This window comes from Streptomyces sp. NPDC047886 (genome assembly GCF_043204435.1).
In the GTDB taxonomy this organism is placed as follows: Bacteria; Actinomycetota; Actinomycetes; order Streptomycetales; family Streptomycetaceae; genus Streptomyces.
Genome location: NZ_JBIDCF010000002.1, coordinates 59,898 through 77,954, shown reverse-complemented (window position 1 = coordinate 77,954; position 18,057 = coordinate 59,898). Strand labels below are relative to the sequence as shown.

General features: G+C 72.5%; 12 protein-coding genes. 10 read left to right on the top strand and 2 right to left on the bottom strand.

Annotation, left to right across the window (positions count from 1 at the left end; translation table 11 throughout):
- Positions 1–79: 79 nt before the first annotated feature.
- Both gabT and ACGF5U_RS06095 read right to left on the bottom strand, forming a co-directional pair.
- On the bottom strand, positions 80–1,414 hold the full coding sequence (gabT, locus tag ACGF5U_RS06100) for a 4-aminobutyrate--2-oxoglutarate transaminase (RefSeq protein WP_392710760.1): 1,335 nt from the start codon (positions 1,412–1,414) through the stop codon (positions 80–82).
- Between the two features lie 308 nt (positions 1,415–1,722).
- Positions 1,723–2,745: a LuxR family transcriptional regulator gene (locus ACGF5U_RS06095; RefSeq protein WP_392710759.1), complete on the bottom strand. Its 1,023-nt coding sequence runs from the start codon at positions 2,743–2,745 to the stop codon at positions 1,723–1,725.
- 536 nt (positions 2,746–3,281) lie between these two features.
- On the opposite strand from ACGF5U_RS06095, the gene ACGF5U_RS06090 reads away from it, so the two are divergent.
- The 10 genes from ACGF5U_RS06090 to ispG all read left to right on the top strand — a co-directional run bounded on the left by ACGF5U_RS06090 (position 3,282) and on the right by ispG (position 17,938).
- On the top strand, positions 3,282–3,827 hold the full coding sequence (locus ACGF5U_RS06090; RefSeq protein WP_392710757.1) for a stress protein: 546 nt from the start codon (positions 3,282–3,284) through the stop codon (positions 3,825–3,827).
- A 95-nt stretch (positions 3,828–3,922) separates the two neighbouring features.
- Positions 3,923–4,426: a stress protein gene (locus tag ACGF5U_RS06085; RefSeq protein WP_392710756.1), complete on the top strand. Its 504-nt coding sequence runs from the start codon at positions 3,923–3,925 to the stop codon at positions 4,424–4,426.
- Positions 4,427–4,567: 141 nt separating this feature from the next.
- A complete protein-coding gene (locus tag ACGF5U_RS06080; protein ID WP_392710755.1) occupies positions 4,568–6,850 on the top strand; it encodes an ATP-binding protein in 2,283 nt (760 codons plus the stop codon).
- A 293-nt stretch (positions 6,851–7,143) separates the two neighbouring features.
- Positions 7,144–8,808 (top strand): PucR family transcriptional regulator, encoded by a 1,665-nt coding sequence (locus ACGF5U_RS06075; RefSeq protein WP_392710754.1) that lies wholly within the window; start codon positions 7,144–7,146, stop codon positions 8,806–8,808.
- Positions 8,809–9,271: 463 nt separating this feature from the next.
- Positions 9,272–10,222 (top strand): EamA family transporter, encoded by a 951-nt coding sequence (locus tag ACGF5U_RS06070; RefSeq protein ID WP_392710753.1) that lies wholly within the window; start codon positions 9,272–9,274, stop codon positions 10,220–10,222.
- Positions 10,223–10,374: 152 nt separating this feature from the next.
- Complete coding sequence (locus ACGF5U_RS06065; RefSeq protein ID WP_392710752.1) at positions 10,375–11,820, top strand: aldehyde dehydrogenase family protein; 1,446 nt, start codon at positions 10,375–10,377, stop codon at positions 11,818–11,820.
- 164 nt (positions 11,821–11,984) lie between these two features.
- Positions 11,985–13,922 (top strand): acyl-CoA dehydrogenase family protein, encoded by a 1,938-nt coding sequence (locus tag ACGF5U_RS06060; protein ID WP_392710750.1) that lies wholly within the window; start codon positions 11,985–11,987, stop codon positions 13,920–13,922.
- A 120-nt stretch (positions 13,923–14,042) separates the two neighbouring features.
- Positions 14,043–15,308 (top strand): 1-deoxy-D-xylulose-5-phosphate reductoisomerase, encoded by a 1,266-nt coding sequence (gene dxr / locus ACGF5U_RS06055; RefSeq protein WP_392710749.1) that lies wholly within the window; start codon positions 14,043–14,045, stop codon positions 15,306–15,308.
- The gene (locus tag ACGF5U_RS06050; RefSeq protein WP_392710748.1) at positions 15,305–16,606 is read left to right on the top strand and encodes a M50 family metallopeptidase; all 1,302 of its coding nucleotides are present in this window, start codon (positions 15,305–15,307) and stop codon (positions 16,604–16,606) included. Before dxr ends, ACGF5U_RS06050 begins: the two co-directional genes overlap by 4 nt.
- 174 nt (positions 16,607–16,780) lie before the next feature.
- Positions 16,781–17,938, top strand: coding sequence for a flavodoxin-dependent (E)-4-hydroxy-3-methylbut-2-enyl-diphosphate synthase (gene ispG, locus ACGF5U_RS06045; protein ID WP_392710747.1), 1,158 nt, complete (start codon positions 16,781–16,783; stop codon positions 17,936–17,938).
- The last annotated feature ends 119 nt before the right edge of the window (positions 17,939–18,057 follow it).

Below are 18,057 nucleotides of genomic sequence, written 5' to 3'. Positions count from 1 at the left end.
ACGGCAGAGACAGGGGGGACCGACAGCGGGATCCCCATCCCGCCATCGGCCCCCCACAGCTTCTTCACGCTTCACACGCTCACAGGCCGGCGAAGGCGCTCTCGATGATGTCCAGGCCCTCGTTGAGGAGGTCCTCACCGATGACCAGCGGCGGCAGGAAACGCAGCACGTTGCCGTAGGTGCCGCAGGTCAGGACCAGCAGGCCCTCCGCGTGGCAGGCCTTCGCCAGCGCGACGGCGGCCTCCGGGTTCGGCTCCTTGGTCGCCGGGTCCCTGACCAGCTCGATCGCGATCATGGCGCCGCGGCCGCGGATGTCGCCGATGATCTCGTTCTTCTCCTGCATGGCGGCGAGGCGACCCTTCATGATCTCCTCGATGCGCTTCGCCTTGCCGTTGAGGTCGAGCTCCCTCATCGTCTCGATGGAGCCGAGCGCACCGGCGCAGGCCACCGGGTTGCCGCCGTAGGTGCCGCCGAGGCCGCCCGCGTGCGGAGCGTCCATGATCTCGGCGCGGCCCGTCACGGCGGCGAGCGGCAGACCGCCCGCGATGCCCTTGGCCGTGGTGATCAGGTCCGGGACGACGCCCTCGTCCTCGCACGCGAACCACTGGCCCGTACGGCAGAAGCCGGACTGGATCTCGTCCGCGACGAAGACGATGCCGTTCTCGTTGGCGAACTTCACGATCTCCGGCAGGAAGCCCTTCGCCGGCTCGATGAAGCCGCCCTCGCCGAGGACCGGCTCGATGATGATCGCCGCGACGTTCTCCGCGCCGATCTGCTTGCTGATCTGGTCGATCGCCTGGGCGGCGGCCTCGGGGCCGCAGTTCTCCGCGCCGGTCGGCCAGCGGTAGCCGTACGCCACCGGCACCCGGTAGACCTCGGGCGCGAACGGGCCGAAGCCGTGCTTGTACGGCATGTTCTTGGCCGTCAGCGCCATCGTGAGGTTCGTACGGCCGTGGTAGCCGTGGTCGAAGACGACGACGGCCTGGCGCCTGGTGTACGCGCGGGCGATCTTCACGGCGTTCTCGACGGCCTCGGCACCGCTGTTGAACAGCGCGGACTTCTTGGCGTGGTCGCCCGGCGTGAGCTCGGCGAGCGCCTCGCACACCTCGACGTAGCCCTCGTACGGCGTGACCATGAAACAGGTGTGCGTGAAGTCGGCGAGCTGCGCGGACGCGCGGCGCACGACGGCCTCGGCGGAGGCGCCCACGGAGGTCACGGCGATACCGGAACCGAAGTCGATGAGGCGGTTGCCGTCGACGTCCTCGATGATGCCGCCGCCGGCACGGGCCGTGAAGACCGGCAGCACGGAGCCGACGCCGCCCGCGACGGTGGAGACGCGGCGGGCCTGAAGCTCCTGCGACTTCGGGCCGGGGATGGCGGTGACGACGCGGCGCTCCTGCGGGATTTCGGTCATGCGGGGCTCCTGGGGGTGTTCCGGACGCTTTTCTGGGTTTCTCGCAGGCTAGGCGCGCGGACGGCACCCGGGCATGCGCCGATCGGTAGTGATCCGGTGCGTGTCGTTGTCCGCGACGGACATAGCCCGGCCCCCGGGCCGCGCTCGGGGCTCGTCCGGCGCGGGTGCCGGGGCGATTCCGGCGGGTCCGGACGGGTCCTGGGGCCTCCGGGCGGGCTCCGGGCGGATTCCGGCGGGCTCCGGGCGGCCCCAAGGCTCCGAGCGGGTTCCGGGCGGGCCCCGGGGTTCCGGGCGTGTCCTGCGCTGGTTCAGGGGCCGGTGCGGGGCAGGGGGCCGGGGCCGGGCGGCGGCCCATCGGACCGTAATCGCCGTGCCAGCAGGAAGCCCGCCTGGAAACGGCTGGTCGCGCCCAGCTCGTCCAGCAGGTCCGAGACGCGCCGCCGCAGGGTCCGCAGCGACATCCCCAGCTTGCGGGCGATCACCTCGTCCTTGGCGCCCGTGGTGAGCAGTTCGGCGATCGAGTCGTGCAGCTGGAGCTCGGTCGTCTCGGTGTACGTCGTGCCGAACGGCTCGGCCGCGTGCCACGCGTGCGTGAAGACCGAGCCGAGGAAGGCGACGGCGGACGGTTCCCGCAGCACCACCGCCCCGTTCGCGTCGTCCCGCACGGGCAGGAACGCGGTGGTCCGGTCGAACACCAGCATCTTGCCGAACAGCTCGCCAAGGGTCCGCACCTCCGCGCCCGCGTCGGTGACGGCCCGTACGTACTCCTGCGTGGCCGGGCTGTAGCGGGCGGTGTGCTGGTACAGCGTCCGCAGCGACACCCCGCGCGCCAGCATGTCCAGGTCGCGCGGCAGCGCCCGCTCCAGGTACCCGGCGGGGCGGCCGCCACCGGGCTGGACGGTGAGCACCTCGTGGGCGCAGCGGGCGGCCGCGTCGGCGATCAGCAGCATCACCCGCTCGCGGGAGGCGACCACCTCGACGGCGCCCGAATCGCGGTGGAGCCGGTACGCCCGCTCGTACAGCGGGCCGAGCGCGTCCAGCCGGGCGCGGGTGCGTTCGAGGACCTCCAGGCGGCGGCGCAGCAGGTTCTCCTCCGGGCCGACGAGCTCGGCGGCCGCGGTGTACGGGCTGACAGCTCTGAGCCGGGCGCCGGGACCCTCGGCCTCGCGGGTCGCGAGCCGGTGGCCGAGCAACTCGTCCACGGCGTGGTCCAGCTGCTGCTGCGAGACGCCGAGCGCGGCCCGTACGGCACCCGGCGTCACGGAGCCGTGCTCCAGGACGTGCGAGTAGGCGCGCAGGGCCGTCTCCCCGAGGTCGGTCAGCTCCTCCACGTCCACCACAGCACCCCCCGATGCTATGCAATCTATGGATATGTCCATCTTTTACCCCCTCCCCTTCCTGCCAGGCACCTTGCTGACGGCGGATTCCCTGGACCGGGCGGTGCGGGCCATGGATTCTTGAGGCATCGGGAAAAGGAAAACCCGAGTATCCCGCCGGGCGTGGGAATTCACTATCAGCAGGAGGACGGCATGAAGGTCACCCGTTTCATTTGTGCTGCGGAGCTGCTCGGTGGCGGTTCGTCGCCGCAGGACACCGAGTGGTACGGCTGAAAATTCATTCCAGTAAAGCAGTTCCGCTATTACCGCACGGTGTCCGGAATGTCTTTGGCCGGAAATTGGTGCGGTAGGTACGGGAATCGGTCGCGGTGCGTGTCGTGGTGCACCGTTCCGCGACCTGAGCCGTCTTCCTGAAAACGCTCTCAATCCACGTCCCGGACCAGTCCCGAGCCAGTCCTGAAGCAGTCCCGAGCCAGTCCTGAAGCAGTCCTGCAGCAGTCCTGAAGCATGTCCCGAAAAGGAGCTCCGTCATGAGTACTCGTCGTCGGCGCATCGCCACACTCGTCGTCAGCTCGGCCGTCCTGACCGGCATCCTGCTCCCGTCGGCGGCGCTCGCCGCGTCACCGGCCGCCACTCCGGCCACTCCGGCCTCGCCCGCCGCGGCCGGCGTCGACGTCCGGGGAGTGGTCCCCGGTGAGGCGGGCGCGCAGGCGGGCAAGGTGGATGTCGCCTCAGCCGTCCTCGACATCACCCAGCGCATCATCCGCATCGTCAACGACGCCATCGAGCGCAAGCAGAACCGCAGCGGCTATGTGAAGAGCCTCATGGAAGGCGCCTTCTACGAGGCCGGCCAGCGCTACAACGTGATGATCATCAATGACGCCAACCGGCACACCGCCCGGCTCAACGGTGTCGTCTACGACGCCAAGGTCAGCGGGATCCACGGCAAGTACCGCGTCCTCGTCTTCGAGTCCGGCGAATTCACCAACCACGGCGACGGCGGCTGGATCAACTGGGCCTTCCGCGGATGGTTCGACCGCGACGGCGGCTTCGTCCGGTTCCACCGCTCCTGGTGACACACCCCGGGCGACACGGCCGCCCCGCGCCCGATCCCCCGATCCCCGGATCCCCAGATTCCGCTGTTTTCCGTACCGGAAGGAACCGACCCACCATGCGACGCAGCACCACCCTCGCCACGCTCGCCCTCGTCTCGGCCACCCTCGTCGGCGGCGCGGCGCTCCCGGCCCAGGCGGCCGACGCGGCGGAGAAGCCCTCGACCCACGCCGCCACCTCCGCCTTACCCGCCAAGGGCAAGACCGTGACCGTCAAGGTCGCCCTCGACCAGCTCGGCGCGGGCGGCAGGATCGCCGACGCCCTCAAGGGCATCAACACCGACGACCGGGGCAAGTTCGTCCAGGAGGCCGTGAACAAGGCGTTCGACGCCGCCGGCGGCCGGCACAACGTGATGCTGATGAACCTCAGCCAGAACTACCAGGAACGCCTCCAGGGCAAGCGGATCTACGCCAACGTGCAGTGGGGCAACATCTACTACGGCCTGTGGATCGCCGAGTCCGGCGAGTTCACCAACCAGGGCGACGGCGGCTGGATCAACTGGGGCTTCAAGGGCTGGTTCGACCGCAACGGCGGCCATGTGAAGTTCCACCGCTCCTGGTGACACCCCGTCACCCCCGTACGGTCCCCTCCGGCAGCGGCGCCGGAGGGGACCGCCGTACGCGTCGGCCGCGCCAACCCCCGGGCATGGCACTAGATTGACGGATGCACGGACGCGGCCTGGCTGGTCAGGGGGCAGGGAATCATGGACAGGGACGGTACGTCGTCGTACGACGCGCGGGGCATCCACGCCGACCCCGTGCCACGCCCCGCCGGACCACCACCGCGACCACCCGCCACCCCGCCGGGGTCGGCCACGCCGGGTGCGCCCGCCACCCCGCCGGCGCCCGCCACCACTCCTGCCGTACCTCCCGCACCAGGTGCCCATCCCGCACCTGGTGCCCATCCCGCACCAGGTGCCCATCCCGCACCTCCCGTACCGCCCCAGCCGGAGCGTGCCCCCGCGCCCGCCACCGGGGCGTCCGTCGTGGACTGGCTGCGCACACCCCGACCCGAGGCCGAACCAGGCGTCTGGCGCTTCGGGCACCGGCCGCGCCCCCAAGAAGAGCCCGAACACGTACCCGCCCGGCGGCTCTTCGCCGGCGCGCTGATCGCCCTGCTCAGCGGCTGGCTCCTGTGGTCCCTCCTCTGGAACGGCTACCTCGGCCGCTACTGGCTCTGGCCGCTCCTCGCGCTCACCCCCGACGCCTGGCGCTCCGAACCCGACCTGTGGGCCGCCGCCAGCTACGTCTACTACGCCCTCGTCGGCGGTGGCCTCCTCGTCTTCTTCGCGCGCATCGGCCACGTACCCGAGATCTGGCGCCGGTACGCCCGCAGGCGCCCCGGCCGGCAGACCCCCCCGCCCCCGCCGCCCCGGCCCGGCGCCGACCCCGCCGACTGGCCCGAGCTGCGCGACGCCGGACTCGTCGAACCCGCCGCCAGGCTCGCCGACGCCACCCGCTCCGGGGCGCTCGGCGACGTCGACTACGCCCGCATCAGGCGCGCCTGGCAGGGCGTACGGACCCACCCGTCCCGGCTCGCCGCCTTCGCCGACTCCGTACGGGCCCACGGCGCCGCCGCCTGCGCCCACCCCTCGGGCGTGCGCGACCTGCCCCTGCGCACCGCCGTACACGACCTGGTCACCGCACAGGTCCGCATCGGCACCGCCGCCGACCACCCACGCAACCCGTACGCCCGCCGCACCACGGGCGTCGCCCTGGAACCCGACCTGCTCGGCACCTCGCTGCTCGCGGTCGGCCCCGCCGGTTCCGGCAAGACCGTACGGCTGATCCGGCCGGTCACCGAAGCACTGTGCCTCCAGGCGCTCAGCGGCCGCGCGGCCGTCATCGCCGTCACCGACCAGGGCGCCGCGCTCGCCCCCGACGACGCCTTCGACGTCGTCATCGGGATCGGCAGGCCCGGCTCCCGGCACGACCTCGACCTGTACGGCGGCGCCGACGACCCGGACGAGGCCGCCCGGATGCTCGCCGAGGCCCTCGTCGGCGACCTCGTCCCCGACAGCCGCCGCGCCGCCACCACCCTGGCCCAGCTCATCGGCCCGTTCCGCGCCGCGCACGGCCGCTTCCCCGCCGTACCGGAGCTGCGCGACCTCCTCGGCGGCTCGCCCCAGGCCCTCGCCGACCTCCGCGCGGCCGTCGCCCACGACCCGGCACAGCTACGCGAGCTCGACGCCCGCGACCGGCAGTCCGGGCGCGGCGACGAGACCGGCGTCCTGCTCGCCGAGCGCGTCGCGTTCCTGGACCGCCCCGCCTTCGCCCGGTTCTTCCGCACCGACCGCGGTACCGGCGGCACCGGTGGCAGCGGCGGCGACACCGGCGAGACCGGCGAGACCCGGCAGTTCTCGCTGCGCGCGATCGAACATCCGCTGCGCGTCCGCGTCGACCTCCCCGAACGCGGCCACGCCGAGGCGTCCCGGATCGTCGCCCGGCTGCTGCTCGCCCAGTTCACGGAGGCGGCGCTCGCCCGCGCCGACCGCTCGCTGTTCGCCTGCCTCGTCCTGGACGACGCCACGTACACCGTCACCGCCGACTCGGTGCGCGCCGTGCAGCGGCTGCGCTCGGCCCACGCGGGCGTCGTGCTCGCCCTGCGCACCCTCCAGGACGTACCCGAGGCGCTGCGCGGCCCCCTGCTCGGCGCCGTCGGCTGCCGGATGGCGTTCGCGGGGCTCGCGCCCTGGGACGGCGGGCGGTTCGCCGAGGTGTGGGGCACCGAGTGGGTGCAGACCCGGGACGTCACCAACCGGCAGATCATCTCCGACGAGCCCCTCACCAAGGCCCTGCACTTCATGCGCCGCCTCGTCACCGGCAAGGCGGCGACGGCGGAGGCCGTCACGGTCAGGGAGGTGGAGCGCGAGCGCTGGTCCGCGTCCGAACTGGCGCACGCCGTACCCCCCGGGCATGCCGTGCTGTCGTTGACCGGCGTCCGCGGGGAGCACAGCCCGCCGCTCCTGGTGGACCTCCGGACCTGAGCACGGGGCGGGCGGTCAGGGCAGACGTCCTGACGCCCGGAAGCGGGTTTTGTCGGGTGGGTCCGGCGTTGTCGGGCGCTGTCGCTGTCGCTGTCGCTGTCGCTGTCGCTGTCGCTGTCGGTCGGGGGTCGGTCGGGGTCGATTCCTGTCGGGTGTCGGGTGTCGGGTGTCGGGTGTGTCGGGCGTCGCAGCCCGTGGACGTGCGTTCGCCGCTGTCGTACGTGCTGGCAGAATTGAGGGGCGCCGTTCATACGGGACGGCGAAATCCCCCTCCCTAAGGTCCTGTCGGTCCCATGCCCCTGACGCTCGCCTCACTCGTCCAGCACTCCGCGCTCAAGCTCACCGTGCGCGCGGGGGAGGGCCACCTCGACACGCCCGTGCGCTGGGCCCATGTCAGCGAGCTCGCCGACCCCGTCCCGTACATGGAAGGCGGCGAGCTGCTGCTCATCACCGCCATGAAGCTCGACGCCGACGACCCCGCCGCGATGCGCCGCTATGTGCGGCGGCTGGCCGGCGCGGGCGTCGTCGGCATCGGCTTCGCCGTGGGCGTCAACTACGACGAGATCCCGCAGGCACTGCTGGACGCGGCGCGGGAAGAGGACCTGCCGCTGCTGGAGGTGCCCCGCCGCACCCCGTTCCTGGCGATCTCCAAGGCGGTGTCCGCCGCGCTCGCCGCCGACCAGTACCGGGCGGTCACAGCCGGGTTCGAGGTACAGCGCGAGCTGACCCGGGCAGCGCTCGCCGAGGGGCCCGACGCGGTCGTGGCGCGGCTCGCCGCCCACGTCGACGGCTGGGCCGCGCTGTACGACGCGTCCGGCGCCGTGGTGACCGCCGCACCCGAATGGGCGGCCCGCCGCGCGGCCCGGCTCACCTCCGAGGTCGAGCGGCTGCGCGAGCGCGCCGCCCCCGCGAGCGCCGTCGTGGGCGGCACCGACGACCGGGTGGAGCTCCAGTCGCTGGGCAGCGGGCGCCGGGTGCGCGGCGCGCTGGCGGTGGGCACGGGCGCGCCGCTGGGCACGGCGGAGCGGTACGCGGTGCACTCGGCGATCGCGCTGCTGACCCTGACGACGGAACGCTCCCGCTCCCTCCAGGCCGCCGAGCAGCGCCTGGGCGCCGCGGTGCTGCGCCTGATGCTGGCCGGGCAGCCGGACCACGCCAGGGCGGTCGCCGGCGACCTGTACGGCGGGCTGCTCGACGCCCCGTTCCGGCTGCTGATCGCCGAAGCGACGGGTGAGCAGCGGACGGGCGAGCGGGCCGGCGACCGTACGCAGGAGGGTGCGGGGGACCGTCCTGCCGACCGTGCCGTCGACCGTCCTGCCGACCGGTCCGGCGCCCCGGGGGCGGGCGCGGCCGTCGAGCCGGCGCTGCCCGTGCTCGCCGAGACGCTGGAGGCCGCGGCCGCCCGAGCCGGCGAGGCCGTGCTCACCGTGCCCGAGGGCGACGACCGGCTGATCGTGGTGGCGGGCGACGGGGGAGCGGTGGTCACCGCGTGCGACGCGTACGCCGCGCAGGAGGCGGAGGACGCGCAGGTCGTCATCGGTCTGTCGGCGCCGACGGGGCCGATAGCGGCCGCGGCCGCGTACAAGCAGGCCGAACAGGCCCTGTCGGTGGCCCGCAGGCGGGGCCGCGCCCTGGTCGAGCACGAGGAGCTGGCGGCGGGCTCGGTGCTGCCGCTGCTCGCCGACGACGCGGTGCGGGCGTTCGCCGACGGCATGCTGCGGGCGCTGTACGAGCACGACGCGACCGGCCGGGGCGACCTGGTGGCCTCCCTGCGCGCCTGGCTGTCGCGGCACGGGCAGTGGGACGCGGCGGCGGCGGACCTGGGCGTGCACCGGCACACCCTGCGCTACCGGATGCGCCGCGTGGAGGAGATCCTCGGCCGTTCCCTGGACGACCCGGACGCCCGTATGGAGCTGTGGCTGGCCCTCAAGGCCACCGGCGACCGCCCCGCGTCCTGACGCTGCCCCGCCCCCGCCGTGCCGGCCCGCGGCGGGCGGTGTGGTGGGGCCGTGGGCGCTCCGGGCTCACGTGCTCGGGTCGGCGGGCGGCGGGTCCCGGTACGGCGAACCCGGCGACGACCGCCGACCCTGCGCGCGCGACCCTGCGCACCCCCGTCCCGCCGGCTCGCGGCTGACCGCCTGGGGAGGGCTGGGGAGGGCTGGGGAGGGCTGGGGAGGGCTGGGGAGGGGTGCGGTGCGGGCGGGGTGCGGTGCGGGCGGGGTGCGGTGCGGGCGGGGTGCGGTGCGGGCGGGGTGCGGTGCGGGCGGGGTGCGGTGCGGGTGGGGTGGGGTGGTGCGCTTCCGGTTCTTGCGGATATGTCTCTGGGGGTCCGTCCGGTTCGGCTGTGGTTCTCGGCTGATTCTGCCCGGAAGCGGGCAGAATCTTTGCTGTTCGGGACTTCGGGTTCATATTCTCGCGGGCATGACAACGCCTGCCGTCGACACGGCGCCCCAGACCCCGGCCCCCGCGAAGCCCGCGCCCCGTCGCCGTATCGGCGGCGCCGTCTGGGCGGCCCTCGCGATCGTGTACGTCGTGTGGGGCTCCACCTACCTCGGCATCCGGGTCGTCGTGGAGACCATGCCGCCCTTCCTGTCCGCCGGCGCCAGGTTCGTCGTCGCCGGGCTCGTCCTCGGGGCGCTGATCGCCTGGCGGCAGGGGCTCGGCGCACTCAAGGTCACGCGTGCGCAGCTCGGCTCCGCCGCACTCGTCGGCGTGCTGCTGCTCCTCGGCGGCAACGGGCTCGTCGTCCTCGCCGAGATGTCCGTGCCCTCGGGCCTCACCGCGCTGCTCATCGCCGTCGTACCGGCCTGGGTCGTCCTCCTGCGGACCGCCTTCGGCGAGCGGCCGGGACTCGGCGCGTACTCCGGTGTCGCCCTCGGTCTCGCCGGACTCGGTGTCCTGACCCTCCCGGGACTGAGCGGCGAGGTACGCATCGGCGGCGTCCTCACCGTGGTCGTGGCGACCGTGATGTGGTCCGTCGGGTCCTTCTCCTCGGCGCGCATACCGATGCCCCGCGACCCGTTCACGGCCAGCGCGTACGAGATGGCCGCCGGCGGCCTCGCCTGCCTGCTGCTCGGTCTCGCCAGGGGCGAACAGCGGGGGCTGGACCTCGCCGCGGTGTCTGCCAGGTCCTGGACCGCGTTCGCCTACCTCGTCCTGTTCGGCTCGATCATCGCGTTCACGGCGTACGCGTGGCTTCTTCAGAAGGCGCCGCTCTCCCTCGTCGCGACGTACGCGTACGTCAACCCGGTCGTCGCCGTCCTCCTCGGCTGGCTGATCGTCGACGAGGCTCTGACCTGGCCGATCGCGCTGGGCGGTGCCGTCGTCGTGGCGGGTGTGTGCCTGATCGTGAGCACCGAGCGCCGCTCGTGAGCGGGGGTGGGGTCCCGCCCGGCGGTTGTGCATCTGCCGAACCGGCGGGAGCGGCACGCCGACCACTCCACCACGGACAAACGACCGCGCCGGCCCCCGGCCCTACCGTGTGAGCACACACCCATCTCCCACGTGAAAGGGCCGGGACCGCGATGACCGCCACCCACGCCTTCTGGCTCGCCGGCCGTCAGGCCACCGGCGAGACCACCTTCGACGTCACATCGCCCTGGGACGGCCGCGTCGTCGGCAAGGTCGCCGTGCCCACCGACGCCCAGGTCGAGGAGGCGGTGGCCGCCGCCCACGCCGTCGTGGACGAGTTCGCCGCGACGCCCGCCCACGTCCGCGCCGCGGCCCTCGACCATGTGTCGAAGCGGCTCGTCGAGCGGACCGAGGAGATCGCCCAGCTGATCTCCGCCGAGAACGGCAAGCCCGTCAAGTGGGCCCGCGGCGAGGTCGGCCGCGCGGTGTCGGTGTTCCGGTTCGCGGCGGAGGAGGCGCGGCGCTTCAACGGCGGCGAGGCCCAGCGCCTCGACACCGACGCCGGCGGCACCGGCCGGCTCGCCCTGACCCGCCGCTTCCCCAAGGGCGTCGTCCTCGGCATCGCGCCGTTCAACTTCCCGCTGAACCTGTGCGCACACAAGGTCGCCCCGGCCATCGCCGTCGGCGCGCCCATCATCCTCAAGCCGGCCCCCGCCACGCCGCTGTCCGGCCTCGTCCTCGGCGAGCTGCTCGCCGAGACCGAGCTGCCCGCCGGTTCCTGGTCGGTGCTGCCGGTCACCAACGACCGCATGCCCGCCCTCGTCCAGGACGAGCGCCTGCCGGTGATCTCCTTCACCGGCTCCGACAAGGTCGGCTACGCCATCCAGGAGTCCGTGCCGCACAAGCACTGCACCCTGGAGCTCGGCGGCAACGCCGCGGCCGTCGTCCTCGCCGACTGGGCCTCCGAAGAGGACCTGGACTGGGCGGCGACCCGGATCGCCACCTTCTCCAACTACCAGGCCGGCCAGTCCTGCATCTCCGTGCAGCGCGTCATCGCGGACGCCGCCGTCTACGACCGGCTCGTCCCGAAGGTCGTCGCGGCCGTCGAGGCGCAGGGCACCGGCGACCCGTCCGACGACAGCACCGACGTCGGCCCGCTGGTCAGCGAGGACGCCGCGAAGCGCGTCGAGTCGTGGGTGGACGAGGCCGTCAAGGCCGGCGCCACCCTGCTGACCGGCGGCAAGCGGGAGGGCGCCAGCTACGCCCCCACCGTGCTCGCGGACCTGCCCGCCGATGTCACCCTCGCCTGCGAGGAGGTCTTCGGCCCGGTCCTCACCCTGCACCGGACGGACGGGGAGGCCGCCGCGTTCGCCGCGGTCAACGACTCCAAGTTCGGCCTGCAGGCGGGCGTCTTCACCCACGACCTGCAGACCGCCTTCCGCGCGCACCGCACCCTGGAGGTCGGCGGCGTGATCGTCGGCGACGTCCCGTCCTACCGCGCCGACCAGATGCCGTACGGCGGCGTCAAGCAGTCCGGCGTCGGCCGCGAGGGCGTGCGCTACGCCATGGACGACTACACGTACGAGCGGGTGCTGGTCCTCACCGGCCTGGCCCTGTAGGTCACTCGTACGGCCCACGAGCCGGCGGCCCGAGCCCACTGTGCGGGGGCTCGGGCCGCCTTTCCGTATTTTCGTACGCGCTGTCATCGGGTAATACGGATGGGTAGCACCGACCGGTAGGACGACCGGCCGGCCGCCCCCGATCAGCGGCGAGGTGAGCCCTCATGCCCGGCACCCACCCCCAGCCCAAAGTCTCCGAGCGAGAAGCCCGGCAGGTCGCCGAGGCGGCACGTCAGCAGGACTGGCACAAACCGAGCTTCGCCAAGGAACTGTTCCTCGGCCGCTTCCGGCTCGACCTCATCCACCCGCACCCCATGCCGCCGGACGACGACATCCAGCGCGGCGAGGAGTTCCTCGCCAAACTCCGCGACTTCTGCGAGACGAAGATCGACGGAGCCCTGATCGAGCGCGAGGCCCGCATCCCCGACGCGGTGATCGACGGCCTGAAGGAGCTCGGCGCGCTCGGCATGAAGATCGACACCAAGTACGGCGGCCTCGGCCTCACCCAGGTGTACTACAACAAGGCCCTCGCGCTGGTCGGCTCCGTGAGTCCCGCCGTCGGCGCGCTCCTCTCCGCGCATCAGTCGATCGGCGTACCGCAGCCGCTGAAGATCTTCGGGACGCCCGAGCAGAAGGAGACCTTCCTGCCGCGCCTGGCCCGTACCGACATCTCCGCGTTCCTGCTCACCGAGCCGGACGTCGGCTCCGACCCGGCCCGCCTCGCCACCACCGCCGTCCCCGACGGCGACGCGTACGTCCTCGACGGGGTGAAGCTCTGGACCACCAACGGCGTCGTCGCCGACCTCCTCGTCGTCATGGCCCGGGTACCGAAGTCGGACGGCCACAAGGGCGGCATCACCGCGTTCGTCGTCGAAGCCGCGTCCGAGGGCATCACCGTCGAGAACCGCAACGCCTTCATGGGCCTGCGCGGCCTGGAGAACGGCGTCACGCGCTTCCACCGCGTCCGGGTACCCGCCGAGAACCGCATCGGCCCCGAGGGCTCCGGCCTCAAGATCGCGCTCACCACCCTCAACACCGGCCGCCTGTCCCTGCCCGCCATGTGCGCGGGCGCCGGCAAGTGGTGCCTGAAGATCGCCCGCGAGTGGAGCGCCGTCCGCGAACAGTGGGGCAGGCCGGTCGCCCGCCACGAGGCCGTCGGCGCGAAGATCTCCTTCATCGCCGCCACCACCTTCGCCCTCGAAGCCGTCCTCGACCTGTCCAGCCAGATGGCCGACGAGGACCGCAACGACATCCGCATCGAGGCGGCCCTCGCCAAGCTGTACGGCTCCGAGATGGCCTGGCTCATGGCCGACGAACTCGTCCAGATCCGCGGCGGCCGCGGCTACGAGACCGCCGACTCCCTCGCCGCCCGCGGCGAACGCCCCGTCCCCGTGGAGCAGCTCCTGCGCGACCTGCGCATCAACCGGATCTTCGAGGGCTCCACCGAGATCATGCACCTGCTGATCGCCCGCGAGGCCGTCGACGCCCACCTCGCGGTCGCCGGCGACATCATCGACCCCGACAAGACCCTCGGCGACAAGGCGAAGGCGGGCGCCCACGCCACCGCCTTCTACGCCCGCTGGCTGCCCAAGCTCGTCGCCGGGCCGGGCCAGCTGCCCGGCGCCTACGGGGACTTCCACCCGCGCGGCCACGCCGACCTCGCCACCCACCTGCGGTACGTCGAGCGGACCTCCCGCAAGCTCGCCCGGTCCACGTTCTACGCCATGTCCCGCTGGCAGGGCCGGATGGAGACCAAACAGGGGTTCCTGGGCCGGATCGTGGACATCGGCGCCGAACTGTTCGCGATGAGCGCCGCCTGCGTACGCGCCGAACTGCTGCGGACGCAGGGCGACCACGGCCGCGCGGCGTACGAACTCGCCGACGTGTTCTGCCGCCAGTCCCGCATCCGCGTCGAGGAGCTCTTCGGCCGTCTCTGGCACAACACCGACGACCAGGACCGCACCGTCGTCAAGGGCGTGCTCGCCGGCCGCTACACCTGGCTGGAGGAGGGCGTTCTCGACCCGAGCGGCGAAGGACCCTGGATCGCCGACGCCACGCCGGGCCCCTCCACCCGGGAGAACGTCCACCGCCCCATCCGCTGACGCACCGGCGCCCCGGCCGCGTCCGGCGGGCACGGTGAGAACGGTCCCGGGCCCGACGGCCCGGCCCGGGACCCGCACCCGTGGTCACCGCCCCCGCCGGATGCGGCAAGAATGGTGTCCATGAGCGACAGCGCACCCGCACCCCTCGCCGACCCGCACATCGCCTTCGATCCGGCCGAAGGCCGCCGGGACATCGTCGTCCTCGGCTCCACCGGGTCCATCGGCACCCAGGCCATCGACCTGGTGCTGCGCAACCCCGACCGGTTCCGCGTCACCGCGCTGTCCGCCGCGGGCGGCCGACCGGGCCTCCTCGCCGACCAGGCGCACCGGCTGCGGGTCCGTACGGTCGCGGTGGCCCGCGAGGACGCGGTGCCCGAGCTGCGCGACGCGCTGACGGAGCGGTACGCGGGCGAGCCGCTGCCCGAGATCATCGCCGGGCCCGACGCCGCCACCCAGGTCGCGGCGTCGGAATGCCACACCGTCCTCAACGGCATCACCGGTTCCATCGGCCTGGCCCCCACGCTCGCCGCACTCGAAGCCGGCCGCACCCTCGCCCTCGCCAACAAGGAGTCGCTGATCGTCGGCGGCCCCCTGGTGAAGGCCCTCGCCAAGCCCGGCCAGATCATTCCGGTCGACTCCGAGCACGCCGCACTGTTCCAGGCCCTCGCCGCCGGCACCCGCGCCGACGTCCGCAAGCTCGTCGTCACCGCGTCCGGCGGCCCCTTCCGAGGCCGTACGAAGGCGGAGCTGGCCCACGTCACCCGCGAGGACGCCCTCGCGCACCCCACCTGGGCCATGGGCCCGGTGATCACCGTCAACAGCGCGACCCTGGTCAACAAGGGCCTGGAGGTGATCGAGGCCCATCTGCTCTACGACATCCCGTTCGACCGCATCGAGGTCGTCGTCCACCCCCAGTCGTATGTGCACTCCATGGTCGAGTTCACCGACGGCTCCACCCTCGCCCAGGCCACCCCGCCCGACATGCGCGGCCCCATCGCCATCGGCATCGGCTGGCCCGAGCGCGTACCCGACGCGGCCCCCGCCTTCGACTGGTCCACCGCCTCCACGTGGGAGTTCTTCCCGCTGGACACCGAGGCGTTCCCGTCCGTCGGCCTCGCCAGGCACGTCGGTGAGCTCGGCGGCACCGCACCCGCCGTGTTCAACGCCGCGAACGAGGAGTGCGTGGAGGCGTTTCTCGCCGGACGCCTGCCGTTCACCGGAATCATGGATACGGTCACCGCTGTCGTCACCGAACACGGGACCCCCGCCCGGGGAACTTCCCTCACGGTGGCGGACGTCCTCGAAGCGGAGACCTGGGCGCGCGCCCGGGCTCGTGAGACGGCACGGAAGATCAGCGGAGAGCAGCCGGTGGAGGCGCGCGCATGACCATTCTTCTCACCATCCTGGGCATCGCGCTCTTCGCCTTCGGCCTGCTCTTCTCCATCGCCTGGCACGAGCTCGGCCACCTCTCCACGGCCAAGCTCTTCGGCATCCGGGTGCCCCAGTACATGGTCGGCTTCGGCCCGACGCTCTGGTCGCGGCGCAAGGGCGAGACCGAGTACGGCATCAAGGCCATCCCCATGGGCGGCTACATCCGCATGATCGGGATGTTCCCGCCCGGCGAGGACGGCCGGATCGAGGCCCGCTCCACCTCGCCGTGGCGCGGCATGATCGAGGACGCCCGCACCGCCGCGTACGAGGAGCTCCAGCCCGGCGACGAGACCCGGCTCTTCTACACGCGCACGCCGTGGAAGCGCGTCATCGTGATGTTCGCGGGCCCGTTCATGAACCTGGTCCTCGCCGCCGCGATCTTCCTCACGGTCTGTATGACCTTCGGGTTCGCCACCCAGACCACCGAAGTCGCCGGCGTCCAGAAGTGCGTCATCGCGCAGAGCGAGAAGCGCGACAAGTGCGCGGCGGGCGACCCCGTCTCGCCCGCGCACGCCGCGGGGCTGAAGGAGGGCGACAGGATCGTCGCCTTCAACGGCGAGCCCGTCGCCGACTGGCCCACGCTCTCCGCCCACATCCGCGACACCATCGGCCCCGCCACCCTCACCGTCGAGCGCGGCGGCGAGGAAGTCGTCCTCCACCCCACCCTCGCCAAGAACATGGTGGCCAAGAAGGACGCCGACGGAGAGGTCGTCCCCGGCGAGTTCGTCGCGGCCGGATACCTCGGCTTCGCCTCCAAGAGCGAGATCCTGCCCCTCACCTTCGGCCAGTCCGTCGAGCGGATGGGCGACATGATCGAGGACGGCGTCCAGGCCGTCGTCGCGCTGCCCTCCAAGATCCCCGACCTGTGGGACGCCGCCTTCGGCGACGGGGAGCGCAAGGCCGACTCCCCGGTCGGCGTCGTCGGCGCCGCCCGGATCAGCGGTGAGGTCATGAACCTCGACGTCCCGACCGAGAGCATCGTCGCGACGTTCATGATGGTCCTCGCCACCTTCAACCTGTCGCTGTTCCTGTTCAACATGCTCCCGCTGCTGCCGCTGGACGGCGGACACATCGCCGGCGCGCTGTGGGAGTCCGTACGGCGCAACGTGGCGAAGGTGTTCCGGCGGCCCGACCCGGGCCCGTTCGACGTCGCGAAGCTCATGCCGGTCGCCTACGTCGTCGCGGGCCTCTTCATCTGCTTCACGCTGCTCGTCCTGGTCGCGGACATCGTGAACCCCGTACGGATCTCCTGACCCCGCCGTACGGCACAGGTGGCGAGCGGCCGGGCGCACGCCGGCGCCCGGCCGCTCCCTTCGGGTGGCGTTCACCGGCGCGATGTGCTGCCCGGAGCCCCGCCCCTGTAATCTCGAAGACCTGGAGCCCGCCGATCTCGGGACCTCGATCCACACCTTGGGGTTGCACAGCAGATGACCGCGATTTCTCTCGGTATCCCGTCCGTACCGACCAAGCTCGCCGACCGCCGGGTCAGCCGCAAGATCCAGGTCGGCTCGGTCGCCGTCGGCGGTGACGCGCCCGTGTCGGTGCAGTCGATGACGACGACCCGCACCTCCGACATCGGTGCCACGCTCCAGCAGATCGCCGAACTCACCGCCTCCGGCTGCCAGATCGTGCGCGTCGCCTGCCCGACGCAGGACGACGCCGACGCGCTGGCCACCATCGCGAAGAAGTCCCAGATCCCCGTGATCGCGGACATCCACTTCCAGCCCAAGTACGTCTTCGCCGCGATCGACGCCGGCTGCGCCGCCGTCCGGGTCAACCCGGGCAACATCAAGCAGTTCGACGACAAGGTCAAGGAGATCGCGAAGGCCGCGGGCTCGGCCGGCACCCCCATCCGGATCGGCGTCAACGCGGGCTCCCTCGACCGGCGCCTGCTGGAGAAGTACGGCAAGGCCACCCCCGAGGCCCTCGTCGAGTCCGCCCTGTGGGAGGCGTCCCTCTTCGAGGAGCACGGCTTCCACGACATCAAGATCTCGGTCAAGCACAACGACCCGGTCGTCATGGTCAACGCCTACCGCCAGCTCGCCGCCCGGTGCGACTACCCGCTGCACCTCGGCGTCACCGAGGCCGGCCCCGCGTTCCAGGGCACCATCAAGTCGGCGGTCGCCTTCGGCGCACTGCTCAGCGAGGGCATCGGCGACACCATCCGCGTCTCGCTGTCCGCGCCGCCCGCCGAAGAGGTCAAGGTCGGCATCCAGATCCTGGAGTCCCTGAACCTGCGCCAGCGCCGCCTGGAGATCGTCTCCTGCCCGTCCTGCGGCCGCGCCCAGGTCGACGTCTACAAGCTCGCCGACGAGGTCACCGCCGGCCTGGAGGGCATGGAGGTGCCGCTGCGCGTCGCCGTCATGGGCTGCGTCGTCAACGGCCCCGGCGAGGCCCGCGAGGCCGACCTCGGTGTCGCATCGGGCAACGGCAAGGGCCAGATCTTCGTCAAGGGCGAGGTCATCAAGACCGTCCCCGAGTCGAAGATCGTCGAGACCCTCATCGAAGAGGCGCTGAAGATCGCCGAGCAGATGGAGAAGGACGGCATCGCCTCCGGCGAGCCCCAGGTCTCCGTCGCCGGCTGACCTTCCGGCGCACCACCGCACGCCGACCGCAGAGCCCCGCCCGCACCCCGCGCGGCGGGGCTTCGCACTGGGCCGACACAGCCCCTGGAGCGCCAGGTACAGTGCCTGGACAGACAGAC